The organism is Streptomyces sp. NPDC048825 (assembly GCF_043198355.1).
In the GTDB taxonomy this organism is placed as follows: domain Bacteria; phylum Actinomycetota; class Actinomycetes; order Streptomycetales; family Streptomycetaceae; genus Streptomyces; species Streptomyces xiangluensis.
In genome coordinates, this window is the sequence record NZ_JBICUR010000009.1 from 307966 (window position 1) to 334464 (window position 26499).

General features: G+C 69.6%; 23 protein-coding genes and 1 pseudogene. 13 read left to right on the forward strand and 11 right to left on the reverse strand.

Annotated features, from left to right (window positions below):
- Positions 1-3: 3 nt before the first annotated feature.
- Positions 4-1083: an ABC transporter permease gene (locus ACGFNK_RS23370; RefSeq protein WP_386343520.1), complete on the reverse strand. Its 1080-nt coding sequence runs from the start codon at positions 1081-1083 to the stop codon at positions 4-6.
- Entirely contained in the window at positions 1083-2102 is a 1020-nt protein-coding gene (locus ACGFNK_RS23375) for a sugar ABC transporter substrate-binding protein (RefSeq protein WP_393418746.1), read from the reverse strand. Before ACGFNK_RS23375 ends, ACGFNK_RS23370 begins: the two co-directional genes overlap by 1 nt.
- A gap of 288 nt (positions 2103-2390) precedes the next feature.
- On the opposite strand from ACGFNK_RS23375, the gene iolC reads away from it, so the two are divergent.
- The 8 genes from iolC (at position 2391) to ACGFNK_RS23415 (ending at position 12953) form a co-directional block, all read left to right on the forward strand.
- Positions 2391-3341 carry a 5-dehydro-2-deoxygluconokinase gene (gene iolC / locus ACGFNK_RS23380; RefSeq protein WP_393418748.1) on the forward strand — a complete coding sequence of 317 codons (951 nt, stop codon included), beginning with the start codon at positions 2391-2393 and terminating at the stop codon, positions 3339-3341.
- A gap of 30 nt (positions 3342-3371) precedes the next feature.
- A complete protein-coding gene (locus ACGFNK_RS23385; protein ID WP_393418750.1) occupies positions 3372-4250 on the forward strand; it encodes a deoxyribose-phosphate aldolase in 879 nt (292 codons plus the stop codon).
- A gap of 49 nt (positions 4251-4299) precedes the next feature.
- On the forward strand, positions 4300-5190 hold the full coding sequence (iolB, locus tag ACGFNK_RS23390) for a 5-deoxy-glucuronate isomerase (protein ID WP_393418752.1): 891 nt from the start codon (positions 4300-4302) through the stop codon (positions 5188-5190).
- A gap of 8 nt (positions 5191-5198) precedes the next feature.
- Positions 5199-7070, forward strand: coding sequence for a 3D-(3,5/4)-trihydroxycyclohexane-1,2-dione acylhydrolase (decyclizing) (gene iolD / locus ACGFNK_RS23395; protein WP_393418754.1), 1872 nt, complete (start codon positions 5199-5201; stop codon positions 7068-7070).
- Positions 7071-7114: 44 nt separating this feature from the next.
- Positions 7115-8611, forward strand: coding sequence for a CoA-acylating methylmalonate-semialdehyde dehydrogenase (locus ACGFNK_RS23400; RefSeq protein WP_393418756.1), 1497 nt, complete (start codon positions 7115-7117; stop codon positions 8609-8611).
- A gap of 38 nt (positions 8612-8649) precedes the next feature.
- Positions 8650-9435 carry a GntR family transcriptional regulator gene (locus tag ACGFNK_RS23405; protein ID WP_393418758.1) on the forward strand — a complete coding sequence of 262 codons (786 nt, stop codon included), beginning with the start codon at positions 8650-8652 and terminating at the stop codon, positions 9433-9435.
- A 137-nt stretch (positions 9436-9572) separates the two neighbouring features.
- Positions 9573-12041 (forward strand): SpoIIE family protein phosphatase, encoded by a 2469-nt coding sequence (locus tag ACGFNK_RS23410; RefSeq protein WP_393418760.1) that lies wholly within the window; start codon positions 9573-9575, stop codon positions 12039-12041.
- A gap of 108 nt (positions 12042-12149) precedes the next feature.
- A complete protein-coding gene (locus ACGFNK_RS23415; RefSeq protein WP_393418762.1) occupies positions 12150-12953 on the forward strand; it encodes a VOC family protein in 804 nt (267 codons plus the stop codon).
- Positions 12954-13014: 61 nt separating this feature from the next.
- Here the strand turns inward: ACGFNK_RS23415 and ACGFNK_RS23420 are convergent, their stop codons facing one another.
- The 6 genes from ACGFNK_RS23420 to ctaD all read right to left on the reverse strand — a co-directional run bounded on the left by ACGFNK_RS23420 (position 13015) and on the right by ctaD (position 21035).
- The gene (locus tag ACGFNK_RS23420; RefSeq protein WP_393418764.1) at positions 13015-14250 is read right to left on the reverse strand and encodes a hypothetical protein; all 1236 of its coding nucleotides are present in this window, start codon (positions 14248-14250) and stop codon (positions 13015-13017) included.
- A 242-nt stretch (positions 14251-14492) separates the two neighbouring features.
- Entirely contained in the window at positions 14493-15944 is a 1452-nt protein-coding gene (locus ACGFNK_RS23425) for an FAD-dependent oxidoreductase (protein ID WP_393418766.1), read from the reverse strand.
- A gap of 65 nt (positions 15945-16009) precedes the next feature.
- The gene (locus ACGFNK_RS23430) at positions 16010-17212 is read right to left on the reverse strand and encodes a polysaccharide pyruvyl transferase family protein (protein WP_393418768.1); all 1203 of its coding nucleotides are present in this window, start codon (positions 17210-17212) and stop codon (positions 16010-16012) included.
- A 126-nt stretch (positions 17213-17338) separates the two neighbouring features.
- On the reverse strand, positions 17339-18253 hold the full coding sequence (locus tag ACGFNK_RS23435; protein WP_393418770.1) for a GNAT family N-acetyltransferase: 915 nt from the start codon (positions 18251-18253) through the stop codon (positions 17339-17341).
- Positions 18254-18345: 92 nt separating this feature from the next.
- On the reverse strand, positions 18346-19089 hold the full coding sequence (locus ACGFNK_RS23440) for an esterase/lipase family protein (protein WP_393418772.1): 744 nt from the start codon (positions 19087-19089) through the stop codon (positions 18346-18348).
- A 260-nt stretch (positions 19090-19349) separates the two neighbouring features.
- The gene (gene ctaD, locus ACGFNK_RS23445; protein ID WP_393418774.1) at positions 19350-21035 is read right to left on the reverse strand and encodes a cytochrome c oxidase subunit I; all 1686 of its coding nucleotides are present in this window, start codon (positions 21033-21035) and stop codon (positions 19350-19352) included.
- Positions 21036-21087: 52 nt separating this feature from the next.
- On the opposite strand from ctaD, the gene ACGFNK_RS23450 reads away from it, so the two are divergent.
- Positions 21088-21651: a hemerythrin domain-containing protein gene (locus ACGFNK_RS23450; RefSeq protein WP_393418776.1), complete on the forward strand. Its 564-nt coding sequence runs from the start codon at positions 21088-21090 to the stop codon at positions 21649-21651.
- A gap of 16 nt (positions 21652-21667) precedes the next feature.
- Positions 21668-22120 carry a cytochrome c oxidase subunit 4 gene (locus tag ACGFNK_RS23455; RefSeq protein ID WP_393418778.1) on the forward strand — a complete coding sequence of 151 codons (453 nt, stop codon included), beginning with the start codon at positions 21668-21670 and terminating at the stop codon, positions 22118-22120.
- On the opposite strand, the gene ACGFNK_RS23460 is transcribed toward ACGFNK_RS23455, so the two are convergent.
- The 3 genes from ACGFNK_RS23460 to ACGFNK_RS23470 form a co-directional block, all read right to left on the reverse strand.
- Entirely contained in the window at positions 22063-23658 is a 1596-nt protein-coding gene (locus ACGFNK_RS23460; RefSeq protein WP_393418780.1) for a cytochrome bc complex cytochrome b subunit, read from the reverse strand. The two genes, ACGFNK_RS23455 and ACGFNK_RS23460, sit on opposite strands and share 58 nt — an antisense overlap.
- A gap of 58 nt (positions 23659-23716) precedes the next feature.
- On the reverse strand, positions 23717-24067 hold the full coding sequence (locus ACGFNK_RS23465) for a DUF3140 domain-containing protein (RefSeq protein ID WP_393418782.1): 351 nt from the start codon (positions 24065-24067) through the stop codon (positions 23717-23719).
- Between the two features lie 90 nt (positions 24068-24157).
- Positions 24158-24445: a hypothetical protein gene (locus tag ACGFNK_RS23470; protein ID WP_393418784.1), complete on the reverse strand. Its 288-nt coding sequence runs from the start codon at positions 24443-24445 to the stop codon at positions 24158-24160.
- Between the two features lie 142 nt (positions 24446-24587).
- Between ACGFNK_RS23470 and ACGFNK_RS23475 the strand changes: the two genes are divergently transcribed.
- The 3 genes and pseudogenes from ACGFNK_RS23475 to ACGFNK_RS23485 all read left to right on the forward strand — a co-directional run bounded on the left by ACGFNK_RS23475 (position 24588) and on the right by ACGFNK_RS23485 (position 26484).
- Positions 24588-25289: an SDR family oxidoreductase gene (locus ACGFNK_RS23475; protein ID WP_386342762.1), complete on the forward strand. Its 702-nt coding sequence runs from the start codon at positions 24588-24590 to the stop codon at positions 25287-25289.
- Positions 25290-25358: 69 nt separating this feature from the next.
- Positions 25359-25472, forward strand: a pseudogene (locus tag ACGFNK_RS23480) (alpha/beta fold hydrolase); the annotation flags it as partial.
- A gap of 37 nt (positions 25473-25509) precedes the next feature.
- Positions 25510-26484 (forward strand): NmrA family NAD(P)-binding protein, encoded by a 975-nt coding sequence (locus ACGFNK_RS23485; RefSeq protein ID WP_393418786.1) that lies wholly within the window; start codon positions 25510-25512, stop codon positions 26482-26484.
- Positions 26485-26499 lie beyond the last annotated feature (15 nt).

The window sequence follows — 26499 nt, forward strand, 5'->3', positions numbered from 1 at the left end:
AGATCACCTCCGGGTGGCCGCGTTGCGGACCCACAGATTGACGAGGGTGGCGCCGAGCAGCATCACGCCCAGGAAGGCCATGAACCAGTCGGGGTTCCAGCCGGCGTACACGATGCCCTGCTGCACCATGCCGAACATGAAGGCACCGAAGACCGGGCCGATCGCGGAGCCGTAGCCGCCGGTCAGCAGACAGCCGCCGATCACCGCCGCGGCGATGTAGATCAGCTCCTGGCCGACGCCCTCGCCGGACTGGACGGTGTTGAAGGAGAACAGCTGGTGCATACCGACGAACCAGGCGCCGAAGCCCACACCCATGAAGAGCGCGATCTTGGTGAAGGTCACCGGCACACCGACCGCGCGGGCGCTGAACTTGTTGCCGCCGACCGCGAAGGTCCAGTTGCCGAACTTGGTGCGCAGCAGCAGCCAGGTGGCGATCGCCGCGAAGACCAGCCAGTAGAAGACGGTTATCTTCACCCCCACGCCACCGATGGTGAAGGTCGAGGCGAATACCGACTTTGCCCCCTCGAAGCCGTCCATGTCGCTGATGTCGTTCGTCGCGACGTTGCCGGTGACCAGCTTGGTGACCGCCAGGTTGACGCCCTGCAGGATCAGGAAGGTGCCCAGGGTGATCAGGAAGCTCGGCAGTCCGGTTTTCACCAGCAGCCAGCCGTTGAACGCGCCGATTGCCAGCGACACGATCAGGGCGACGATGACGCCCACCCAGACGTTCATCGTCAGCTGGTAACTGACCATGCTCGCGGTGAGTGCCGAGGTGAGCACGGCGACACCTGCCGACAGGTCGAACTCGCCGCCGATCATCAGCAGCGCCACCGGCAGGGCCATCAGGCCGATGGTCGACGACTGATAAAGGATGGTGGCCATGGAGCCGGCCTCACGGACCGGCGGCGCCGCGATCAGGAAGAAGACGAACACCGCGACGGCTCCGAGGAAGACGCCGACTTCGGGCCGGGCAAGCAGCCGCAGCCACATGGGGCGCTGCGAGGTACGCCCGTCGGTTTCCTTCTTCGGGCCGGAGGCCGGCGGTGCGGACACCGCCGGCGCAGCCTGCTGGGTCATGGGGATCACCGAGTACCCTTCGCGGCGAACTTCGCTATGGACTCGACGTTGGACTTGTCCACGAAGGCCGGGCCGGTGAGGACCGGAGCCTCGCCGCCGCCGCTGTAGTTGCCGTTGTTCTTGTAGAGCCACAGAGTGTCGATCGCGAGGTAGCCCTGCAGGTAGGGCTGTTGGTCGACGGCGAACTCGATGTCGCCCTTCTCGATGGCGCCGGTCAGGTCCTTGTTGAGGTCGAAGGTGGCGACCTTGGCCTCGCTGCCCGCCTCGGACACCGACTGCACGGCCGTCAGCGCGTACGGAGCGCCGAGCGTGACCACTTCGTCGATGGAGGTGTCCTGCTTGAGCTTGGCGGTGATGGTCGACTTCACGGACGGCATGTCGGTGCCGTTGACGTAGAGGTTCTCCGTCTTGCCCTTGAAGGTCTTCTTCACACCCGCGCAGCGCGCCTCCAGCCCGACGTGTCCCTGTTCCTGGACCACGCAGACGGCGTTCTTGGCGCCGGACTCGTTGAGCCTGTTGCCGAGGGCCTCGCCGGCGATGCCCTCGTCCTGACCGAAGTACGACAGGAGGCCCATGCTCTTCCAGTCGTCCACACCGGAGTTGAGGCCGACGACGGGGATGCCGGCCTTCTCGGCCTTGGCCACCGCTTCCTTCATGGCGTCCGGCTTGGCCAGGGTGATCGCGATGCCGTCGACCTTCTGGTCTATGGCGTTCTGGACGAGGTTGGCCTGCTCGGCCGCGGTGGGGTTGCTGGAGTAGATCAGCTTGACGTTGTCCTTGGCGGCGGCCGCCTCTGCGCCCTTGCGGACGATGTCCCAGAAGGTGTCGCCGGGGGCCTGGTGGGTGACCAGGGCGATGGTCATGCGGGGAGTGCTGGCCTTGCCCGCGGCGAGGTTCTCGCCGCTCTCCTCGGATTCCTTGCCTCCGGAGCTGCTGGAGCAGCCGGTGGCGATCAGTGCTGTCGCGGCGGCTGCGGCCACGAGTATGGGGAGTCTGCGGGAGCGGGGGCGAGACGTACGGTCCATCTTTCCGGCACCTCACTGTGCTGCGGGGAAATAGGGAGCGGGCGAGGACACGGGCCGGGCAAACGCCCGCACCCTGGGAGCCCGTGCGAAGAACATACGCCGGGCCACATGCCGAGTAACTTTCGGCTGCACTTGTTGGGACGGGATGTAAGCCCCTGATGAGGCACCGTGTCAATACTTTGTTAAGACATCATTTCACGAGCACGTGAGAATGTCAGTACAAACTATTGACAGGGTCCCGTCCGGCGACTTACACCTGAGGACATCCACCAGAACGAGGAGCGACGCATGACCGAGTCCTTCGACCTGATCACCATGGGCCGTATCGGCGTCGACCTCTATCCCCTCCAGACCGGCGTCCCCCTCACGGACGTCGACACCTTCGGGAAGTTCCTCGGCGGCTCCGCGGCGAACGTCGCGGTGGCCGCCGCGCGCCTGGGCCGGAGAACCGCGATCATCACCCGCACCGGTAAGGACCCCTTCGGCGCGTATCTGCACCAGGCGCTGGGGGAGTTCGGGGTCGACGACCGCTGGGTCACCCCCGTCGACGCCTATCCGACGCCCATCACTTTTTGCGAGATCTTTCCCCCCGACGACTTCCCGCTGTACTTCTACCGGCAGCCCAAGGCGCCGGACCTGGAGATCCACACCGAGGAGCTCGACTTCTTCGCGATCCGCTCGGCCCAGATCTTCTGGATCACCGGGACAGGCCTGAGTGAGGAGCCCAGCCGCTCGGCCACCCTCGCCGCCCTCAAGGCGCGCGACAAGGCGGGCACCACCGTATTCGACCTCGACTGGCGCCCCATGTTCTGGAAGAACCCGGCCGAGGCCCGCCCGTACTACGCCGAGGCCCTGCGCCACGTCACGGTCGCCGTCGGCAACCTCGACGAGTGCGAGGTCGCCACCGGCGTACGCGAACCGCACGCCTGCGCCGAGGCCCTGCTCGAGGCGGGCGTGGAACTCGCGGTGGTCAAGCAGGGACCCAAGGGCGTCCTCGCCGTGCACCGCGACGGCACGACCGCCGAGGTGCCGCCGGTGCCCGTCGAGGTGGTCAACGGACTCGGTGCGGGCGACGCCTTCGGCGGTTCGCTCTGCCACGGGCTGCTGGCCGGGTGGGAGCTGGAGAAGACCATGCGGTACGCCAACGCGGCCGGAGCCCTCGTCGCCTCCCGCCTCGCCTGCTCCTCCGCCATGCCCACCCCCACCGAGGTCGAGGAACTCATCGCCTCCCGAGGCTGACCCCGACGCCCCCCTGAACGGAGCCAACCCTTGAGCCTCACCATCCCCGACCTCGTCAGAGTGCGCGCCCGGCACCCGGAGGCCATCGCCGAAGCCGCCGCCCGCCGAAGCCGCCGCCCGCTCATCGGCGACAGCGGACGTCTCATGATCGTGGCCGCCGACCATCCGGCCCGCGGCGCCCTCGGTGTCGGTGACCGCCGTCTGGCCATGGCCAACCGGGCCGATCTGCTGGAGCGGCTGTGCATCGCGCTGTCCCGGCCCGGGGTGGACGGGGTGCTCGCCACCGCCGACATCCTGGAGGACCTGCTGCTCCTCGGCGCCCTGGAGAACAAGGTCGTCATGGGCTCGATGAACCGCGGCGGGCTCGCCGGGGCGTCCTTCGAGATGGACGACCGCTTCACCGGACACCGCCCCGAGGACATCGCCCGGCTGAACTTCGACGCGGGCAAGCTGCTGCTGCGCATCGACTACGACGACCCCGGCTCGCTGGCCACCCTGGAGTCGACCGCGCGGGCCGTCGACGCCATGGCCGAGCGGCGACTCCCGTTGTTCGTCGAGCCGTTCATCTCCCGCCGGGTCGAGGGGAAGGTACGCAACGACCTGTCCGCCGAGGCCGTCATCCGCTCCATAGCCATCGCCTCGGGCCTCGGCGGCACCTCCGCCTACACCTGGCTGAAGCTGCCCGTCACCAGCGACCCGGACGACATGGCCGCCGCGCTGGAGACCTCGACCCTTCCGGTCGTACTGCTCGGCGGCGAGGTGGGCAAGGATCAGGAGGGCGCGTACGAGAGGTGGCGCAAGGCGCTGCGGCTGCCCACCGTGCAGGGCATGGTCGTCGGCCGTTCCCTGCTCTACCCCGCGGAGGGCAGCGTCGAGACCGCCGTGGACACCGCGGTCGGGCTGCTGTGAGCCTGACCCGGAGGAACCACGCGATGACCGGACCAGGAGGAGCCGACCGATGACCAACACGCACCACCTGCCCCTGGGGAAGGCCACCAGCGAGCAGTACGCCGTCGACGTCACCCCCGAGAGCGCCGCCTGGGGCTACTCCAGCCTGCGGGTGCTCGAACTGCCGCCCGGCGGCACCCACCACTTCACGGCCGGGGACAGCGAGTGGATCGTGCTGTCGCTCAGTGGCGGCGCCACCGTCGCCGTCACCGACGACTTCGGCGGTGAGACCTACGAACTGCACGGCCGCGCCGGCGTGTTCAGCGGTCCCAGCGACTTCGTGTACGTCCCGCGCGACGCGACCGCGAGCCTCACCTCCCCGGCGGGCGGACGCTTCGCGCTCACCGGCGCCCGCTGCACCCGCCGCCTGCCGGCCCGCTACGAGCCCGCCTCCTCCGTCCCCGTGGAACTGCGCGGCAGCGGCAACTGCTCGCGCAAGGTCCACAACTTCGGCGCGGCCGGGGTCTTCGAATGCGACAAGCTCATCGCCGTCGAGGTGATCACCCCCGGCGGCAACTGGTCCTCGTACCCGCCGCACAAGCACGATGTGAACCGGCCCGGCGAGGAGTCCGAGCTGGAGGAGATCTACTACTTCGAGTTCGCCGACCACGAGGGCACGCCCGGCCTCGGCTATCAGCGGGTCTCGCCGTCCGGTCACGGCCACGGCACGGACGTACTGGCGGAGGTGCGCGGCGGCGACGTCGTACTGATCCCGGACGGCTGGCACGGTCCCTCCATGGCCGTGCCCGGGCACGACATGTACTACCTCAACGTCATGGCGGGCCCCGGCGCCGAACGCGCCTGGCTGATCTGCGACCACCCCGACCACGCCTGGATCCGCGACACCTGGCCGAGCCAGCCCGTAGACCCCAGACTCACCAGCAACACTCCGTCTCAGTGAGGTAACCGATGAGCCCCACCCGCCGCCTGACCGTCGCCCAGGCGCTCGTGCGCTTCCTCGCCGCGCAGTACACCGAACGCGACGGCGTCCGGCACCGCCTCATCGCCGGCACCTGGGGGATCTTCGGGCACGGCAACGTCGCCGGGATCGGCCAGGCGCTGCTGGAGGCCCAAGAGGAGACCATGCCGTTCCACCAGGGCCGAAACGAGCAGTCCATGGTGCACGCGGCGGTCGGCTACGCCCGCCAGCTCAACCGGCTCTCCGCGCAGGCCGTGACCACCTCCATCGGGCCCGGCGCCACGAACCTGGTCACCGGCGCAGCCCTCGCCACCGTCAACCGCCTCCCGGTGCTGCTGCTGCCCGGCGACTACTTCGCCACCCGCACCGCCGACCCGCTGCTCCAGCAGCTCGAACACCCCGTCTCCGCGGACGTGTCCGTCAACGACACCCTGCGCCCGGTCTCCCGCTACTTCGACCGGATCAACCGCCCCGAGGCCCTGATCTCCTCCGCCCTGAACGCCATGCGCGTCCTCGCCGATCCCGTCGAGACCGGCGCCGTCACCCTCGCCCTGCCGCAGGACGTCCAGGCGGAGGCGTACGACTGGCCCGAGGAGTTCTTCGCCGACCGCGTCTGGCAGGTGCGCCGCCCCGCGCCCGAACCGGCCGAACTCGCGGAAGCCGTGAACGCGATCCGGGCTGCCGAACGGCCGCTGATCGTCGCGGGCGGCGGCGTCCACCACAGCGAGGCCGAGAACGCGCTGAAGGCGCTGGTGGACGCCACCGGCATCCCCGTCGCCTCCACCCAGGCCGGCAAGGGCTCGCTGCGCCACGACCACCCCGCCGACCTCGGCGGCATCGGCCACACCGGCACCGCGGTCTGCGACGACATCGCGCGCACCGCCGACCTGGTCATCGGCGTCGGCACCCGCTACACCGACTTCACCACCGCTTCCGCCACGCTCTTCCAGAACCCCGACGTCCGCTTCCTCAACCTCAACGTCACCGCCTTCGACGCCCACAAGCTCGCCGCCCGCACCCTGGTCGCCGACGCCCGCGCAGGGCTCGACGCACTCACCGAGGCGCTGTCCGGCCACCGTGTGGACGCGGCGTACGAGGCCGAGTACCGCGCGGGCAAGGAGCGCTGGGAGCAGGTCGTGGACGCCGTCTACCGGGCGGACGACGAGAACCAGATCCCGACCCAGACGCAGGTGCTCGGGGCCCTGGACTCCGTGGTCGGCGACGACGACGTGATCATCAACGCGGCCGGCTCGCTCCCCGGCGACCTGCACAAGCTGTGGCGGGCCCGCTCCCCGCGCCAGTACCACCTGGAGTACGGCTACTCCTGCATGGGCTATGAGATCCCGGCGGGCATCGGCGTACAGCAGGCGGCGCCCTCAACTTCCGTATGGTCCCTGGTGGGTGACGGTACGTACCTGATGATGCCGACCGAGATCGTCACCGCCGTCCAGGAGGGCCTGCCCGTCAACCTGGTCCTCATCCAGAACCACGGCTACGCCTCCATCGGCGGCCTCTCCGAGGAGACCGGCGGCGAGCGGTTCGGCACCGCCTACCGCTACCGGGCGGCCGACGGCACGTTCAGCGGCGCGCCCCTGCCCGTGGACCTCGCCGCCAACGCGGCCAGCCTCGGCATGGACGTCCTGCGCGCCAAGACCGTTCGCGAACTGCGCGACGCGCTGGCCACCGCCCGCGCCTCGGACCGCCCGACCTGCGTGTACGTCGAGACGGACCCCACGCCCACCGCCCCCGCGGCCCAGGCCTGGTGGGACGTACCGGTCGCCGAGGTCGCCTCCCGTGAGGCGGCCAACCGGGCCCGCGAGAATTACGACCAGCACGTGCAGGGACGCCGCCGGCACCTCTGAACCCCCTCGCCAGACCCCCCGCTCACGAAAAGGACCCGCACGCCATGAAGACCATCACCCACTGGATCGGGGGCAAGCCCGTCGAGGGCACCTCCGGTCGCTTCGGCCCCGTGTACGACCCCGCCACCGGCGCCCAGGACAAGCAGGTCGCGTTCGCCACCACCGACGAGGTGGACGGCGCCGTCGCCGCCGCCAAGGCCGCGTTCGAGAGCTGGGGAGCCGCCTCGCTAGCCAAGCGCACCGCCGTTCTGTTCAAGTACCGCGAGCTGCTGGATGCGCGCCGCGACGAGATCGCCGCGCTGATCACCGCCGAGCACGGCAAGGTGCACTCCGACGCGCTCGGCGAGGTCGCCCGCGGCATGGAGATCGTCGAACTCGCCTGCTCCATCCCGCAGTTGCTCAAGGGCGAGCTGTCCACACAGGTCTCCACCCGGGTGGACGTGGCGTCCATCCGCCAGCCGCTCGGCGTCGTCGCGGGCATCACGCCGTTCAACTTCCCGGCCATGGTGCCGATGTGGATGTTCCCCGTCGCCATCGCCTGCGGCAACACCTTCGTGCTCAAGCCCAGCGAGAAGGACCCCTCCGCCTCGTACCGGCTGGCGGAACTGGCCTCCGAGGCGGGCCTGCCCGACGGCGTACTGAACGTCGTGCAGGGCGACAAGGTCGCCGTGGACCGCCTCCTGGAGCACCCGGACATCGCCGCCGTGTCGTTCGTCGGCTCCACACCGATCGCCAAGTACATCCAGATGAAGGGCATCGAGCACGGCAAGCGCGTCCAGGCCCTCGGCGGCGCCAAGAACCACATGCTCGTCCTGCCCGACGCCGACCTGGACTTCGCCGCGGACCAGGCCATCAACGCCGCGTACGGCTCGGCCGGCGAGCGCTGCATGGCCGTGTCGGTCGTCGTCGCGGTCGGTGACACCGGCGACGAGCTGGTCGGCAAGATCGCCGAGCGGGCCAAGGGACTGAAGATCGGCCCCGGCACCGACCCCGCCTCCGAGATGGGCCCGCTGATCACGCGCGAGCACCGCGACAAGGTGGCCTCGTACGTCTCCGGTGCGGCGGCGCAGGGTGCCGAGGTCGTCGTCGACGGCACCGGCTACTCCGTCGCGGGCCACGAGGACGGCTTCTTCCTCGGTGTCTCGCTGCTGGACAAGGTGCCGGTGACGGCGGACGCGTACCAGGACGAGATCTTCGGCCCGGTGCTGTGCGTGGTGCGCGCCGACACCTACGACGACGCCATGAAGCTCATCAACGGCTCCCGCTGGGGCAACGGCACCGCCATCTTCACCCGCGACGGCGGCGCCGCCCGCCGCTTCCAGCTCGAGGTCCAGGCGGGCATGGTCGGCGTCAACGTGCCGATCCCGGTCCCCGTCGGCTACCACTCGTTCGGCGGCTGGAAGGACTCCCTCTTCGGCGACCACCACATCTACGGCAACGACGGCATCGCCTTCTACACGCAGGGCAAGGTGATCACCACCCGCTGGCCCGACCCGGCCGACAGCGGCGGCATCAACCTCGGCTTCCCCAGCCACTCCTGACGGCTCTCGAGCAACCGACGCGAAGGGAGGGGGTTCTGGTGGCGAAGAAGGGGCGGGCCGCTCGTGCCAGAACCGCCTCCTCGGTCGACGGCCTCGAGTTCGCGCTGGACCGGGGCAGTCCGATCCCGCTCTACTACCAGTTCGCCCGGCAGCTGGAATCCGCGATCGAGCACGGAACGCTCGCGCCAGGGGATCTGCTGGGCAACGAGATGGAGATCGCCGCGCGGCTCGGCCTGTCCCGGCCCACCGTCCGCCAGGCCATGCAGTCCCTGGTGGACAAGGGCCTGCTGGTGCGCCGCCGCGGCGTCGGCACCCAAGTGGTGCACAGCCAGGTCAAGCGCCCGCTGGAGCTGAGCAGCCTCTACGACGACCTGGACTCGGCCGGGCAGAGCCCCGCCACCAAGGTCCTGCGCAACGAGGTCCTGCCCGCCTCCGCGGACGTCGCCGCCGCTCTCGGCATCCCCGAAGGCGGCGACGTCACGGTCCTCGAGCGGCTGCGCCTGACCCACGGCGAGCCGGTGGCGTACCTGTGCAACTACCTTCCCGCCGCACTCCTGGACCTCGACACCGCCCGGCTGGAGGCGACCGGCCTCTACCGGATGATGCGGGCCGCCGGGATCACCCTGCACAGCGCCCGCCAGAGCGTCGGCGCCCGTTGTGCCACCGCCGAGGAGGGCGAGCTCCTTGACGATCCGGAGGGCGCCGCGCTGCTCACCATGCGGCGCACGGCGTACGACGACACTGGGCGGGCGGTCGAATACGGCACCCACGTCTACCGCGCCGCCCGCTACGCCTTCGAGTTCCAGCTCCTCATGCGCGCCTGAGCTTGCGACGCCCGTGAGCCCGGCCGCCCGCGCGGCGGTACGTTGGGGCAATACCGGACACCGGTGGCGGCAGCCGCACGGGGCACCGGCCGGGGGTGTACGACAACAGGCCACTCTCGGGGACGGAGAGGGTCACGGTGGTGACGAGCGAGGAGAGCGGAGTCACGGGCCGGCGGTTCGACGTGGCGGACGCCGCGCCGGTGCTGCTGGACGCGGCCACGGTGGTGACCGGTTGGAGCGGCGACGCCCAGCGGCTGTACGGATACTCCGCGCCCGAGGTCCTCGGCCGTGGCGCCGCCGACCTGCTGATGCCCGAGGACGCCGCGCGCCTTCCGGACCTGATCGAGCGCTGTGAACGGGGCGGTGGCTGGGGCGGTCCGCTGTCCGTACGCCACCGGGACGGGCACCCGGTCGCCACGATGGTGCGCATCGTCCCCGCCCTGGCGCCGGACGGCCCGGCGCGCTGGATGGTGCTGGCCTCCGACATGACCGGCGCCGCGGGCTGGGACATGAGCCGTACGGTCCTGGAGCGGCTGGCCACCCAGTCGCCGATCGGGCTCGCCATCGTGGACACGGATCTGCGGTACGTGTGGTCGAACACGGCCATGCAGCAGTTCGGCGGCGGACCCGCGCACGAACGGCTCGGCAAGCGCCTTGCCGACATCCAGCCGGGCCTGGACGGCGAGGCGCTGGAAGCCGTGATGCGTCAGGTGCTGCACACCGGTGTGCCGATCGTCGACCACGAACACGTGGGCCGGGTACGGTCCGCTCCGCACCGGGAGTCGGCGCACGCGATGTCGTTCACCCGGCTCGAGGACGACCACGGGAACCCGATCGGTGTGTACTACACGGTGGTCGACGTCACCGAGCGCTACCGGGCCCGTAGGCGGCTCACCCTGCTCGACCAGGCCGGCGAGCGCATCGGCCGCACACTGGACGTACGCCGCACCGCCCAGGAGCTGGCAGACGTGGCCGTGCCGGGGCTGGCCGACTTCGTCGCCGTGGATCTCCTGGAGTCCGTCCTCGAAGGCGGCGAGCCGCTGTCCGGGCCGTTGGACGAGTCGGACGGGGTGCCGCTGCGGCGGGCCGCTCACCAGTCGGTGAACGCTGGCGTCCCGGAAGCCGTCGTCGAGATCGGGCAGGCCGCCCGGTACCGAGCCGGGGCACCGCCGATCCGCTGTCTGACCAGCGGAAGATCCTGGCACCAGGAACGGCTCGACCCGCTGGCCAAGGAGTGGGCCACCGGCATACCCGGAGGCAGGGCCGCCTCCTTCCTCGACCTCGGACTGCACAGCGTGATGATCGTGCCGATCCGGGCGCGGGGCACCACGCTGGGGATCACCACATTCTTCCGGCGGGCGTGGCAGGACCCCTTCGAGGCGGACGACCTGAGCCTCGCCGAGGAGTTCGTCGCCCGCGCGGCCCTGTGCCTCGACAACGCCCGCCGCTATACGCGCGAACGCGACGCCGCTCTCGTACTGCAGCGCAATCTGCTGCCGCACCGGCTTCCCGAGCAGGACGCCATGGAGGTCGCCGCCTGCTACCGGCCGGCCGACGAACTGACCGGCCTCGGCGGCGACTGGTACGACGTCATTCCGCTGTCGGGCGCCCGGGTCGCCCTGGTGGTGGGGGAGGTGGCGGGAGGCGGCATCGAGGCCGCCGCGGCCATGGGCCGGCTGCGCACCGCCGTCCAGACGCTCGCCGACCTGGACCTGCGCCCCGAGGAGGTGCTGGCCCACCTCGACGACGTGGTGGTACAGGCCACGCACCAGGACGACATCGAGCCGAACTCGCGCGGCGGCGGCGTGCACGCGGTGGGCGCCAGTTGTACGTACGCGGTCTACGACCCGGTCGCCGGGCAGTGCGTCTTCGCCGCCGCCGGTCACGCCGCGCCCGCCATCCTGGCTCCCGGCGGCACCGTCGACTTCCTGGAACTGCCGGCCGGCCCCCTCCTCGGCGTCGGTGGCACGCCCTTCGAGTCGGTCGAACTGCCGCTCGCGGAAGGCAGTGTGCTGGCCCTCCACACCAACGGCCTGCTCGCAGGCGTCGGGCTCGACCCGGGTGAGGAGGCCGCCGCGGGCCGGGAACGGCTGCGCCATGCGCTGGAGCGGCCGGAGCCCCTGCTCGACGACCGCTGCAAGGCCGTGGTCGACGCCCTCGTCCCGGCGCGCCCGCCGGACGACGTGGCCGTTCTGATGGCCCGCGCCCGCCGCCTCGACCCGCGCCGGATCGTGTCCTGGGACCTGCCCTCGGACCCCGCGATCGTCGCCGACGTCCGCAGACGGACCGCGCGGCGGCTGACCGAATGGGATCTGGACGAACTGGCCTTCACCACCGAACTCGTCGTCAGCGAACTGGTCACCAACGCCATCCGGCACGCCTCGGCACCGATCCGGCTGCGCCTGATCCTCACCCGGGCCGCCCTGATCTGCGAGGTCTGGGACGGCAGCGCCACCGCCCCACACCTGCGCCATCCCAAGACGACCGACGAGGGCGGCCGGGGACTCTTCCTGATCTCTCAGTTCACCCAGCGCTGGGGCTCCCGCCACACCCGGGACGGCAAGATCATCTGGACCGAGCAGTCCCTCACGGACCCCGCCGTGTGATACGCCGATGCGGTCGGCTCCTCGGCGCGCGCGGATTCGGGGCGCTGGCTAGCGTGAAAGTCGGAGCACGTACTCGCAGCGACCTTCAAGGACGAGGGAGTCGAAGCCATGGCTGTGGAACCCGAGGGAACGCCGTGCTGGGCCGATGCGATGTTCAGCGATGTCGAGGGGGCGAAGAGCTTCTACGGTGACGTGCTGGGCTGGACGTTCGGCGAGGCGTCGACGGAGTTCGGCAACTACACCGAGGCGTACGCGAACGGCAAGGCGGTGGCCGCGGTCGTGCCGCCGATGCCCGGCGCGGAGGAGCAGTCGGCCTGGTGCCTGTACCTCTCGTCGCCGGACGTCATGGCCACCGCCGCCAGGATCCGTGACAACGGCGGCGAGGTGCTGATGGAGCCCATGGAGGTCGGCGACTTCGGCTCCATGCTGCTCGCCCGCGACCCGAGCGGTGTCGTCTTCGGCGTATGGCAGGCCGGCAGGCACGAGGGCTTCGAGGCGAAGGCCGTGCCGGGCGCGTACTGCTGGGCCGAGGTCTTCACCAGGGAGCCCGAGAGGTCGGACGCCTTCTTCCCGGCCGTCTTCCCGTACACCGCCCAGCAGATGGAGATTGAAGAGGAGGAGATGGACTTCCGTCTCTTCAACATCGACAAGCAGCCGGTGCTCGGCCGGATGAAGATGACCGGCGAGTTCCCGCCCGAGGTGCCGCCCTACATCAACGTGTACTTCACGGTCGAGGACTGCGACGCAGCAGTGGCGAAGGCCACCGAACGCGGCGGCGTGCTGCGGTTCGGCCCGATGGACACCCACTTCGGCCGCTTCGCGGCACTCAGTGACCCGCAAGGCGCGTTGTTCTCGGTCATCGACATCACCACGACGAAGGGCGAGATGCCGAAGCTGACGGACGTGTCCTGACGGTTCGGGTGGCGGCCGTTCTGCTAGGAAGCCGGCCGCCACCCTCGTCGTGCGGTGCGCGCTAACAGACGTTCTGACTGCTGTTGACCAGCCGGTTGTTGCGGAACGTCGTGTTCTCGCCGCAGGGGCTTTCCCTGATGGCCGAGTCGGTCACCGTGAGGTTCTGGATGGTGATGTCCCGGTTGTTCGGGAAGTCGGAGCGCGCGGCGAGCCGGATCTCCCCGCTGCCGGTGACGCTGCCGCTCTGGGCGGCGATGTTCACGTTGTAGCAGTTCTCGATCAGCATCGAGTTGTTGCCCGTGTTGGAGATCGACACCTTGTCGATGACCGCGCCGCCGCTCTCCGAGACGCAGAAGACGCCGCGTCCGCCGCCGCGCGCGACGACCTCGCCCACCCGGATGTTCGTCGGGTAGTTGCTGCCGACCCGGCCGTTGCGGTTGGCCATCCGGAAGGCCGCGTAACCGGTGCCGGCGCCCGCGTTGTCCGCGTCCACCTTGGTGACGCTGGCGTTGATGGTCTGGTTCAGCAGCAGACCGGACTCGCCGACATTGCGGGCGGTGACGGTGCCGACGGTGAAGCCGTCGACGCCGTACGTCTCCACGGCGTGGCTGCTCGCCCCGGACACGTACACGTTGTCGATCCGGACGTTCCTGGTCCACTGGCTGGTGTCGCCGCGGTTGTCGATCCGGACGCCGAGACCGCGCGACAGCCGCATGTCGATCTGGCCGAGCACCACGTTCTGGACGTTGCGCATGAAGATGCCGTACAGCGGTGCGCCGGTGAGGTTGAGGTGCTGGACCTCGATGTCGCGGGCGCCGCGTGCGTAGACCGGGGCCTGGTCGCCGGAGCCCGAGCCGGTGACGTTGATGGTGCCGCAGACGTCGAGGACGGTGTAGCTCGGCAGGGAGACCCTGGACCCGGCACTGATGGAGCCGGAGCCGCGCACGACGACCCGCTCCTTCGAAGTACGGCCTGTCGTAAGGCTGTTGACGGCGGCCTGCATCGCGGCGCGCATGTCGGTGCCGGTGTGGACGACGCTGCTGCCACGGCGGGCGGTCCAGGTGCCGCCGCTGAGCACGGCCTCGGCCTGGTACGAGCCGTCGCCGCACGCCGCCGCGACGGAGGCGGCGGCCGGTTCGGGTGCGGCAGCCTCCTTGTCCTGGGCCGCGTCGGCCGGTGCCGTCAGTACGGCCGCTCCGGTGAGCAGGGCGGTGGCGCAGGCGGCGGTGACGCCGGCCCGCTTCTTGCGGGTACTCAAGGTCCTGCCGATGAGGTGAGGTGCGGCTCTGCGTCCCATCTCGTCTTCTCCTGTTGTGGGGGCGGAAGTTGTGAGGGCGGACGCGCCCGCTGCCCTGTCGTCCGGCCCGTCGTCCCGTCGTCGAATCCGATTCGATTGAATCGATTCATGATCAAGGCGTGCGTGACCTGGAGTGACTCGGCTCGGGGAGCGGTGGCGCGTTACCGGAGGTACGCTAGCAAGCGCTTTCTCGCGCGGGTGGTGAGTGTGGCAACGGCCTGACGTGACGAAAGGGTCTGCGGTCAGAGCGCCGCGGAGGCGCTCTCAGGCACGCCGTCCCGCAACCGCGCCCCCTGGCGCAGCAGTTCGCGCTGGACGAGGGAATGCGGCAGCTCACGCGGGCTGCGCCCGAGGCGGGAGGCCAGTGCCGCGCAGACGCCTGCCGCCTGGCCGGTGGCCATCGCGATGGGCATGACGCGGTACGAGGAGTGGGCCACGTGCGTACCGGAGATGCAGCGCCCCGCCACCAGCAGACGGTCGGTGCCCTCGGGTAGCAGACAGCGCAGCGGAATGTCGTAGAAGCGGCCGGTGGGCACCCGCTTGAGGAGCGTGCCGGTGCCCTCCGGATTGTGGATGTCGATCGGATAGGCGCCGTGCGCGACGGCGTCCGCGAAGGTGCGGGCCTCGAGGATGTCGTTGCCGGTCAGCTGGTAGTCGCCGACGATGCGGCGGGTCTCCCGTACGCCGATGTGGCTGCCGCTCTGCGCCACGTACGCGTGCTCGAAGCCCGGCACCCGGGTGCGCAGGAAGTGGTCGATCTGGGCCAGCTGGCGGCGGGCGGCGTGCTCGGCGCGGCTGAGGTCCCAGACGCTGGTGCCGAGCGCCCCGGTGACGCGGGTGCTGTTGACGCTGACCTCGCGGGGGTGCGGGGTGCCGAAGAACAGCACGTCCTCGCGCGGCAGCCGGAGCTCGCCGCCCTCCGTGGCCTCCCTGACCAGGTCCCACAGGCCGTGCACGCCGCGCCACTGGTCGGGATGGGCCCGTACGTACTCGGCGAACCGCGGCCGCAGGAAGTCCACGACGCGGAACATGAGCGTCATCGGCTGCACCAGTCCGTCCTCGGGGCGGCCGATCTCGTACGGGGCTCCGCAGGCGGCCGCCACATCGCCGTCACCCGTGCCGTCGACGACCACGCCCGCGTCGATCACCACGGGACCCGACTTGGTCTCGAAGACCACGCGCCAGCCGTCGTCGAGCGGCAGCGCGGTGGAGGCGAAAGCGTGGAACAGCATCCGTACGGCCGCCTCGTCGAGCATTTCGAGAAGGACCAGCTTGAAGATCTCCGGGTCGAAGGGCACGGTGTAGCCGGTCTCGACGGTGGGCGGTACGCAGCCGCCGCTCGCGGTGAGGCGCTCCATCAGCCGCCACAGGACGCCGGCGACCACCGGCTCGCCCTCGCCGTGGTCGGTGGGCAGCAGCCGGGTGTCCTCGCCGTTCTCGGTGAACGCGGCCTGCTTGTGCTCGTTGTGGAACGACATCAGGGGCATGACGAGCGCCACGGTCGCATTGCCGCCGAGAAACGCGTACCGCTCGACGAGCGTGACCTCGGCCCCCGCGTCCGCCGCGGCGAGCGCGGCGCCGCAGCCGGCGGGACCGCCGCCGACCACCAGGACGTCGGTCCGGCCCGCGTACTCGGCGTCCCGCGGCGGCAGCGTGACGGTACGGAACTCGTCGGGCGGTTCCAGGATCGGCATCGCTTCCTTCCTTCCTTCCTCGTCCTTCGTCTTCCTCCCTTCGGCCCTCGGCGGGCCGCCGCGCATCAGGGCCTCGTACTCAGGTCTTCCAGGTCGGAGCCGGTGCGCAGGCCGCCGTCGATCTCGTCCAGGAGGGCTCCGCAGCGTGTGCAGGTCTCCTGGGCGAGCCCGCACAGCTCCCGGACCCGCGACTGCATCTCCTCGCGCCGCTGCGGATACTCGTCCCAGAGCCGGTCCACTTCCGCCAGCAGCAGCCCTGCCTGCTCCCGCGCCACCCCGAGCAGGGCCGGAGCGCCCACCCGGCGCGCGAAGTCGAAGACCTTGCCCGAGTAGGGGAGCGGCAGCACCGGCAGACCGGAGACCGCCGCGAAGATCAGGAAGTGCAGTCGCATGCCGACGGCCAGATCCAGGTGGCGCATAAAGCCGAGAACCTGCCCGGGGCTGTAGGTGCCGTTCATGATCCGGCCCTGGTCCGGCGCGGACATGTGCGAGAGCACGGCATGGGCGTGGCGCACGTCATGGCGTTCCATCGGCAGGAACACCACATGGGCGTCCAGGCGTCGGACGAGAAAGTCGGCCACGTCGGCGAGCAGCGCGTGATAGCCGCCCTCGTCCAGCTTCTCGGCGGCCCGGCCCGGTTCCCGCACCGACATCCCCACCAGACGTTTCCCGGTCGGGATGCCCTCGTGCGTCATCATCCGGCTGGTGAACGGCTCCGCGGACAGCAGCAGCGCCGGATCGGCGGTGACCGTGAGCTCGCGCTCCACCCCGACCTCGTCGAGGACCAGGCCGGACTCCTCGTCCCGTACGACCACGTCGTCCATCTGGGGCAGCACGGTGCGCACCGCCTCCCGGTCGTCGGGCTCCCGCAGCGGGCCCGCACCGACGGCGTAGGCGAAGGTGCGCACCCCGTGGTCCTGTGCCGCACGGACCAGCCGCAGATACCGGCGTGCCTCTCCGTCGTAGAGGATCCCGCCGCCGCCCAGCACCAGCAGGTCCAGACCGGACAGCGTGTCCAGCAACTGCCGCTGGGCGACGCCCTCCCAGTCCACCACCTCGTCGGCGCAGCGGTGATGGGTGCGGGTGTGCTCGGCGTTCCGGCTGAAGACGACGATCCGGGCGTGCGGGCGATGGGCCCTGAGGCAGCCCAGTACGCAGGCCAGGATGGACTCGTCGCCGATGTTGAAGCCGCCGTACGAACCGAGGACGCCGATCCGCGGGACCGATGTACGGGAGAACTGGGGCGGGCGCTGGGCAGCGTGGGTCATCCATGCGCTCCCGTCGCGTCGGAGTCGGCCGGTACGGGCTCGGGTTGCCCGGCCCGGGCGTGACAAACACCCCGGAAACGGACGGGCTCGGGTGGGCGCCCCGGCCACTGACCCGAGCGTGAGGCGTCACCGACCCTGAGCGTGCGGCTTCGGCGCGACATCGATCAGCCGGTCGTACTCCCACAGCTGGTCGACCACTTCGAAGCCGGCCTCGTGGAAGAGGCGCGGGGCGGTACCGGTGGTGCCGGTCGCTCGCCACGTCGTGCCGACGGCGGCCACGACATGCGTGGCGCCCTCCTCGGTGAGCAGGGCCAGTGCCTGGTCGAGCAGTTTGCCGGCCAGGCCACGGTGGCGGTACTCCGGCGCCGTCTCGATCCAGTACAGGGCCGCGGTGCGATCGCGTGCCGTGCTCACCACGATCTCGGCGATCGGCTCTGCCGCCTTGTGGAGGACCAGCCGGTGCCCCGGCGGATACTCGCAGGGGTACACATCGGCCACGAGTTTGGTGGGCGAAGGGCCGGGGTCGAGCTGCCGGAGCAGATAGTGGCCCCTCAGCCGGCCGGTGAAGCCCAGGCCGACCAGTACGTCATGCGTCGCGGCGCGGTGCGCGCGGGGCAGGCCGCCGGGGCCCAGGGTGCCCGGCGAGGCGGCGGTGAACGCCTCGATCCGCGGGCATTCGCCGAGCGCGGCCAGGGCGTGGGCGACCAGGTCGTGCAGGGCCGGGGTGTCCTCGTGGGCGTGCAGGAGATGGATCAGCCCGGAGCGCAGGTCCTGCCAGGACAGAAACGCGATGGCTCCCCGTGGCCGGTCGTCGGTGTCGGCGAGGACGCTGAGCCGCGCCCGGGCCGGTGCCTGCCAGCCCGCCGCGGACGGGCAGCCGCGCAGCGCGGCGTTCGGCAGCTCCGGTGAGCAGCGCGGCTGCCCGGGCAGTCGGTCGGCATCGATCAACTCCCGTACGGCCGACTCGTCCCCGGCCTGGTACGAGCGCACACGCCATTTGCGCCGGTCAGGCGCCGCGGTGATGTCACCGTCTTTGCGCATGGTGTGTCGTCTTCTTCCGGCATTGCTTCCGGCATTCGCTGGTACTCCAGCCTCTCGCAGGCTGCCCGCCCTGTCCTGGGCGGGCGGCGGGCTCAGCCGGCCAATGGGAGCTCCATGGCCTCGGTGAGGACGTCGCGGACCCCGTGGATGACCGTCCCGTGCACCGGCAGCATCAGATGCCCGACGCCGTCCACGAGGACGTGGCGCACCTGCAGGTCCGGGTGGTCGATACGGGCCCGGCTGCTGGGGATGATCGCTTCGTCCAGGTTGCTGTAGAAGGCGACGAACTGGGTGCGGCAGCCGGCACACGGCTCCGCCAGCTCGGCCAGCAGGGGACTGCCCGGGCGCAGCTGGCGCAGCACGGGGTGCGGGGGAGCCCACAGCGCCATCGCCGTGCCGCTGTGGGGTGTGGCCAGCGTGATCACCAACGGCACACGCGCGTCCCCGCCCAGCCGCTGCACGTAGTAGCGCGCGATCAGGCCGCCCATGCTGTGCCCGATGAGGCACACGGGCCGGCCGCCGTTCTGCTCCTGGACCCGTTCGACCTGCTCGCCCAGCATGCGGGCGGCAACCCGGATGTCCGGATTCAGCACGCTGTACGTCGCCGTGACGAACGGCCCTGCCCCGCAGCCGCGCAGTCCGTTCTGCAGCTTCGAGAAGATCGACGGACGGTCGGCGAGCCCGTGCACGAACACCACCGGCAAGCATGACACTCCGAACTCAGCATCACTGTCGTCCGGCAGCAGCCGGCGGTCGACGGCGCCGAGCAGCCCGGCGAACTGCCGTACCCCCCACAGAGCGAGATCCAGGGGCAGACCCGCCAGCCGCACGGTCATCCACCCCGTCTCCAGAGTGACTCCTCTTAGGGTCACCAACCATGGAACGGGAAGTCGCGGTCCCCTCAGTGAAATGGTCGTGGTACTCATCTCCGAGACGACACCCACCGGCGGCCCGTAACCCCGCTTTTTCAGGGTTCTCCCAGGCGGCCGACTCTGTTCCTTCAGCCTCTCAAGTACCCGGGTGCAGCACCTCAAACGTGCGGAGCACGGCGGGTGACCATGGACCGGAGCCGTATTGCCGGTGGCAAAGCGAAATTCTATGCCTCGTGCCGCTTGCTGTCCTGCTGGGCGAATTCGGGGTGATGCAGGTCGAAGGCCGGGGAATGCGAACGGATCCGGGGCAGCGCCACGAAGTTGTGCCGCGGCGCCGGACACGAGGTGGCCCACTCCAGTGAGCGGCCGTACCCCCAGGGATCGTCCTCCGCCACGCGCCGCCCGTACCGGGCGGTCCGCCACACGTTGTAGAGGAACGGCAGCGTGGACACACCGAGCAGGAACGCACCGGCCGAGGACAGCGTGTTGAGGAGGGTGAAGCCGTCCGCGGGCAGATAGTCGGCGTACCGGCGTGGCATGCCCTTCTCACCGAGCCAGTGCTGCACCAGGAAGGTCAGCTGGAAGCCGATGAACAGCAGCCAGAAATGGATCTTCCCGAGGCGTTCGTCGAGCAATTTCCCGGTGAATTTCGGCCACCAGAAATAGAAGCCCGCGAACATCGCGAACACGACGGTGCCGAACAGGACGTAATGCAGATGCGCCACGATGAAGTACGAGTCCGTGAGATGGAAGTCCAGCGGCGGTGAGGCGATGAGCACCCCGCTCAGCCCGCCGAGCAGGAACGACACCAGAAAGCCCAGGGCCCACAGCATGGGTGTCTCGAAGGACAGCGATCCCTTGATCATGGTGCCGATCCAGGCGAAGAATTTTATGCCGGTCGGTACGGCGATGAGGAATGACATCAGCGAGAAGAAAGGCAGCAGCACGGCGCCGGTGGCGAACATATGGTGCGCCCACACCACCGACGACAGCATGGTGATGGCGACGGTCGCCCCGATGAGTGACATATATCCGAAGATGGGTTTACGGCTGAACACCGGAATGATCTCGCTGATGATGCCGAAGAACGGCAAGGCCACGATATAGACTTCGGGATGGCCGAAGAACCAGAAAAGATGCTGCCACAGAATGGCACCGCCATTGGCCGCGTCGAAAATGTGCGAACCGAATTTTCGGTCCGCCTCGAGGGCGAGCAGCGCCGCGGTCAGTACCGGGAAAGCGGGCAGTACCAGAATCGATGTGAACAGAATGTTCCAGGTGAAGATCGGCATCCGGAACATCGTCATGCCGGGCGCGCGCAGGCACAGTATGGTGGTGATGAAGTTGACCGCGCCGAGCGTGGTGGACACCCCTGTGACCACCAGCCCCATGGTCCACAGATCGCCTCCGGATCCGGGCGAGCGCACGGCGCTGTTGAGCGGTGCGTAGGCGAACCAGCCGAACGCAGCCGCCCCACCCGGCACCAGGAAGCCGGAGACCACCATCAGCCCGCCGAACAGATACATCCAGTACGACAGGGCGTTGAGGCGAGGGAAGGCCACGTCCGGTGCCCCGATCTGCAACGGCATCAAGGCGTTCGCGAAGCCCGCGAACATCGGCGTCGCGAACAGCAGCATCATGATGGTGCCGTGAATGGTGAACAGCTGGTTGTACGAGTGCTCGTTCACCAACTGCAGCCCGGGCCGGGCGAGTTCGGCCCGCATCAGCAGAGCCAGCACGCCGGCCAGCAGGAAGAACCCGAACGCGGTGACCATGTAGAGATTGCCGATCACCTTGTGATCGGTCGTGGTCGCCCAGCGGTACAGGGCACGCCCCAGCCGCAGGCCCGGTGACTGAGGCGCTGCTGACGACGGACCGAGCGGAGCGGTCTTCCTCGCGGACGTGCCCATGAGCCTGGGCAGTACCCTCGCGAGCGGGGCACAAACAAAGGGTGACGACGCCATGGCAGGTGAGACGGACGCCATCAGTGAACTGACCGACGACCATCGCCACGTGGAAGACATATTCCGTCAGATTGAGGCACTTCCCAACGCCGATCACATATGCAAGATGTATACGGACCGGGCCACCATCGAGCTCGTACGGCATTTCGTTTCCGAAGAGGAATTCGTCTACCCGCTCCTGAGCGATCGTGTCGCGGACGGTGCCGAGCTCGCGAAAAAGGGAATGGAAGACCACGGTCGGCTGGAACAGCTGATGAGAAATCTCGAAGACGCCGAGGCGGGAACCGTCACCTTCGCCCGGCTTGTCGACCAGCTGCTGCGCGAGGTCCGCCGCCAGACCAAGGAGGAGGAGGACCTGCTCTTCCCACGCCTGAAGGACGCTCTGCCGCCGCCCGCGCTGACCGATCTCGGCAGCCGGATCCGCCGGGTGAAGTCCATCGTGCCGACGCGCCCCTACCCGGCCACCCCTGGTGTCCCGCCGACCAGCAAGCTCCTCTTTCCGGGGCCCGGGCTGGTCGACCGGGTACGGGCCGTACTGTCGGGCTGGAGCCACGCGTTCTGATGGGTACCTTCTTCTGATGCGGACCGAAGCACGTCTGTTCACCGGGGTGGCGGTCTTCTTCGCCGTCACCGCCGCCGGATACGGCTGGTTCTCCGAGGAGCCCGCCGGCACTGCCGTTCTGGCCATCGCCTTCCTGATGGCGGCACTCGTGGCGTTCTTCCTGCACGTCCAGTACCGCAGGCGCGGCCGACGGGCCCAGGACCGGGGCGACGCCGAGGTGGTGGAGACTGCCGGGCCCCTGGAGTTCCTCCCGCCGCACAGCCCCTGGCCCATCACCACGGCCCTGGGATCGGTCATCGTCGCACTCGGCGTGGTCTACGGGCTGTGGCTGTTCCTGCTCGGTCTCGGGGTGCTCGCGCACGGCGTGTTCGGGATGGTCTTCCAGTACGCCGGACGTCCCGACCGGGCCGGTCAGGGCTCCAACTCGCCCCTGCGGGACGGCGGCTCGTCCCCGACCCGGTCACGGTAGTACCAGGAGCTGAGCGTGGCCCGCAGCCGGCCCAGCCGCGGTACGCCGCCGTCGTGCTCCGGCGGGGGCAGGGGCCGCGGCAGCTCGCGCGTGCGCAGAACGTACTGCCGCTCGGCGTCCAGCGGTTCGTGGCTCTCCTCGTAGCCGCCCTCGACCGACTGCCGCACCTCGCCGGTCTCCTCACCCTCCGCGAGCCGCTTCAGCTCCGCCTCCCGCAGCGCGAGACAGACCCGCTTCGTCACCATGAAGGCAAGCGGGGGCAGCACCACGAGGGCGATCCGGAACACCCACGTCAGCGTGTTGAGCGAGATCTTGAAGGTGTGCGCGAGGACGTCGTTGCCGCCCGCCGCGAGCAGTACGCCGTAGAAGACGATCGCGGCGACACCGAGACCCGTGCGGACGGGCTTGTCCCGCGGCCGGTCGCACAGATGGTGCTCCTCGTCGTCGCCGGTGACCCACTTCTCGAAGAAGGGATACGCGTACAGCACCGCGAAAAGGGCGAGCGGGAGGATCACCGCGGGCAGCAGCACGTTCCACATCACCGTGTGCCCGGCGACGGCCGTCTCCCACGGCGGCACGAGTCTCAGCGAGCCCTCGAGGAAGCCCACGTACCAGTCGGGCTGCGAGCCGGTCGACACATGATCCGTGCGGTAGGGCCCGTACGCCCAGACCGGATTGATCTGCGCCACCCCCGCCAGCAGGGTCAGCACGCCGAAGACGATGAAGAACAGGCCGCTCGAGCTCGTCATGAACTGCGGGAACATGGGCTTGCCCACGGCATTGCGGTTGGTCCGGCCGCGCCCCGCCCAGTGCGTGTGCTTCAGGTGGAAGACCAGGATCAGATGGAGGCTGACGAGCGCGAGCAGCAGGCCCGGCAGCAGCAGGATGTGCAGCGAGTACAGCCGCGGAATCATGTCCTCGCCCGGGAACTCGGCCCCGAACGCGAACATGCTCAGATACGTCCCCACGACCGGGATCGACAGCATGATGCCCTGCGCGATCCGCAGCCCCGTGCCGGACAGCAGATCGTCCGGCAGCGAGTAGCCCGCGAAACCCTCGGCGAGCGCCAGCAGGAACAGCGTCACGCCGATCATCCAGTTCACCTCGCGCGGCTTGCGGAACGCGCCGGTGAAGAAGACCCGCAGCAGATGCACGCCGAGCGCCGCGAGGAACACCAGGGCCGCCCAGTGGTGCAGCTGCCGGATGAGGAGTCCGCCGCGTACGTCGAAGCTGATGTGCAGGGTCGACTCGTATGCCTCGGACATGCGCACGCCGTCCAGGGACCGGTACGAGCCCTCGTACACGACCTCGTTCATCGACGGCTGGAAGAACAGCGTCAGCCAGACCCCGGTCAGCAGGAGGACGACGAAGCTGTACAGCGCGAGCTCGCCCAGCAGGAACGACCAGTGGTCGGGGAACGCCTTGCGCAGCAGCGGGCCGCCCTCGGACACCGGCAGCCGCGCGTCCAGCGCGTCAGTGGTCCGCTCCGCGCCCCGCCGCAGCCGCGCCGCCGCGCGAGCTCTCCGCCTGGTGAACACCCGGACCGGGTGCCCCGCCCCCCTGCCACGGAAACGAGCAAACGGGTGTTCTGCCCGGTCAGGACGGCTTGAGCGGATCGTGCCCCAGGGTCATCAGCCGGTGGCGCCGGCTCCGGTCGGCGGACTCCGGCTCGCGCTCCTCGTCGCTCAGGGAACCGACGACGTCCACGACCTTGCGCATGAGGCGTACGTCGTCGTCGGTGAGGTCCCGGCGGCGTTTCTGCAGGATCGCCAGCACGTGCCGCCCCGCTTCGCTCCCGGCATCCTCGGGCAGCGGCTCCGTGACCGGGCTCGCATCCCGGGTCCTGAGCCACTCGCTGAGCTCGTGCGAGGTCATGTTCACAACGCGATGGAACTCGTCCCACAAGGCGTCGAGTTCGTGGTCGGAGAGGCCGTGGATATCGGCCATGGAGGATCACCTCACATCGCGAGTCGGTGTGCCGCCCCTCGCGGACGACGGGGCGCGGTCATCGGCCTCGGGTACCCGTGCGCGCCGGGCTCATCCTCGACCGCGGCGCCGAGGGATGCTCGGTGTGGTCTTCGATCGGTGGCTGACCAGGGGCACTTCGATCGACGCGGCCGCGTCGTCGGCGCCGGCCGTCAGGCACAGCTCGCGCAGCCAGGCCGCGTCGATCACCGCCGGCGGGCTCGCGACGCCGCCGGCCGCCCGCCGGGCGAGCACGGCCTGCACCGACGGGTGGCCGGCCAGCTTCGCCGGAAGCCTGGGATCCGCCGACTGCCCCTCGACGCCGCGCCCGGTTGTCAGCCGACCTCCTTGTGAGTCCAATTTTCAAACTTACTAGGGTTGCTGGTGCGTTTGAAAACAAGACGCGCCCCTGTGGTTCGTTCCCCGCTTGAACTTGCGCATGGAAACCGATCGGTTTACGTTGGGTCGGAACCGATCGGTTTCCCATTTCCTGGAGGTAGTCGTGACAGCAATCAAGGGCGCCAACGTCTTCGTCACCGGAGGCAGCCGGGGTATCGGCAAGGTGCTGGTCGAGGAGCTCTACGCGCGCGGTGCCCGCAAGGTCTACGCCACGGCCCGTGACCCGCGCACGGTGACCCACCCCGATGCCGTTCCGCTGGCGCTCGAGGCCACTGACCCCGCATCCGTGGCAGCCGCCGCCGAGCAAGCCCAGGACGTCACCATCCTGATCAACAACGCCGGGGCCTCCGTCCGCGCTTCGTACCTCAACTCCCCCATGGAGGAGGTGCGCCGGGACCTGGAGACCAACTTCTACGGGCCACTGCTGGTCACCCGGGCCTTCGTGCCGATCATCGAGCGCAACGGCGGGGGCCACATCCTCAACGCCCACTCCGTCCTGTCATGGCTGGCCGACGGCACGCCCTACGGCGCCTCCAAGGCCGCCCTGTGGTCGCAGACCAACTCCCTGCGCCTGGAGTTGCAGCCGCGCGGCATCGCGGTGACCGGACTCCACATGGCCTACGTGGACACCGACATGACGTCGGGCGTCGACGCACCCAAGGCCGACCCCCGCGACATCGCCGTGGCCGCACTCGACGGCATCGAGGCGGGGTCGCACGAGGTGCTGGCCGACGACACCACCCGCTGGGTCAAGTCCCAGCTGTCGGCCGCCCCGGAAGCCATGTACGCCCAGCTGGCGAAGTAGTAGCACGCACTTACGCACGTCAAGGAGATCCGGGTGGAAGGTAACCCGCTGAGCGCTGTCGCGCCTGAATTGCACGGCCCGGTGGTGCTGCCGGGCTGTGGGCACTGGACACAGCAGGAGCGTCCCGCGGAGCTCAACGCCGCACTCGTCGACTTCCTTGCCCGCATCGACGGCCCTTTCTGAACAGCCGACTCACCCCCACAAGACAGAGGACGCATTGATGCCAGAGCGCAACCCCATCCTGATCACCGGTGCCGCGGGCGAGATCGGTGGTGTGAGCCGAACGATGGTCGACATGCTGCTCGAACAAGGGCACCAGGTGCGCGCGTTCGTGCGCCAGGACGACGAACGCGCGCACTCGCTCCGCCAGGCAGGGGCCGAGATCTTCGTCGGTGACCTGCTCAACATCGCCGACGTGACCGCCGCGCTGAAGGGCTGCCGCCGCATCTACTTCAGCATGAGCCTGTCGCCGTACTACACCGACGCCGTCAGCCTGATGGCCGCGGCGGCGCGGGCCCAGGGCGACATCGAGGTCTTCGTCAACATCTCCGAGTACGAGCAGTCCTTCATGACGTTCGAGAAGATGACCGCGCCCGAGGGAGAACGGCGTTCATGGCTAGGTGGACTCGTCACCCAGTGGTCGCCGCAGCAACGGGCCCACTGGGTCGCCGAGCAGGTGCTGGACTGGTCCGGCCTCCCGACCGTCAACATACGGGCGGCCATGTTCGTCGAGAACCCCCTGATGACCTGGCTGGCGCTGGAACCGCTGAGCAACGGCGAACTGCGCCTGCCCTTCGGCCACCACCAGCTCGCGCCCATCGCCGGTTACGACGTAGCCGAGCTGTGCGTGAAGATCCTGGCCGACCCGGCGCCACACATCTCGAAGTCCTACGCCCTCAACGGCCCGGAACTGAAGGACATGCACGGGTTCGCGGAGGACTACGCGGCCGCGCTGGGACGCCAGGTCACTTACGTTCCCGAAGATGTCGAAACCTGGAACGAGACCTACGTGGACACCGCCCTGGCCGCGTTCCCGCACACCGCCGAGCACCTGAAGACCCTGACCCGGCTGATGGGCGGCGGCGGATACCGCGGCGCCACCGACCACCTGGAAACCCTGCTCGGGCGCTCACCGAAGACCGTGCGGTGGGCGCTGGAGAACCATCCGCGCATCCGGAAGCTGGCGGCTGCCTGAGCCGCGGCGCGGCCC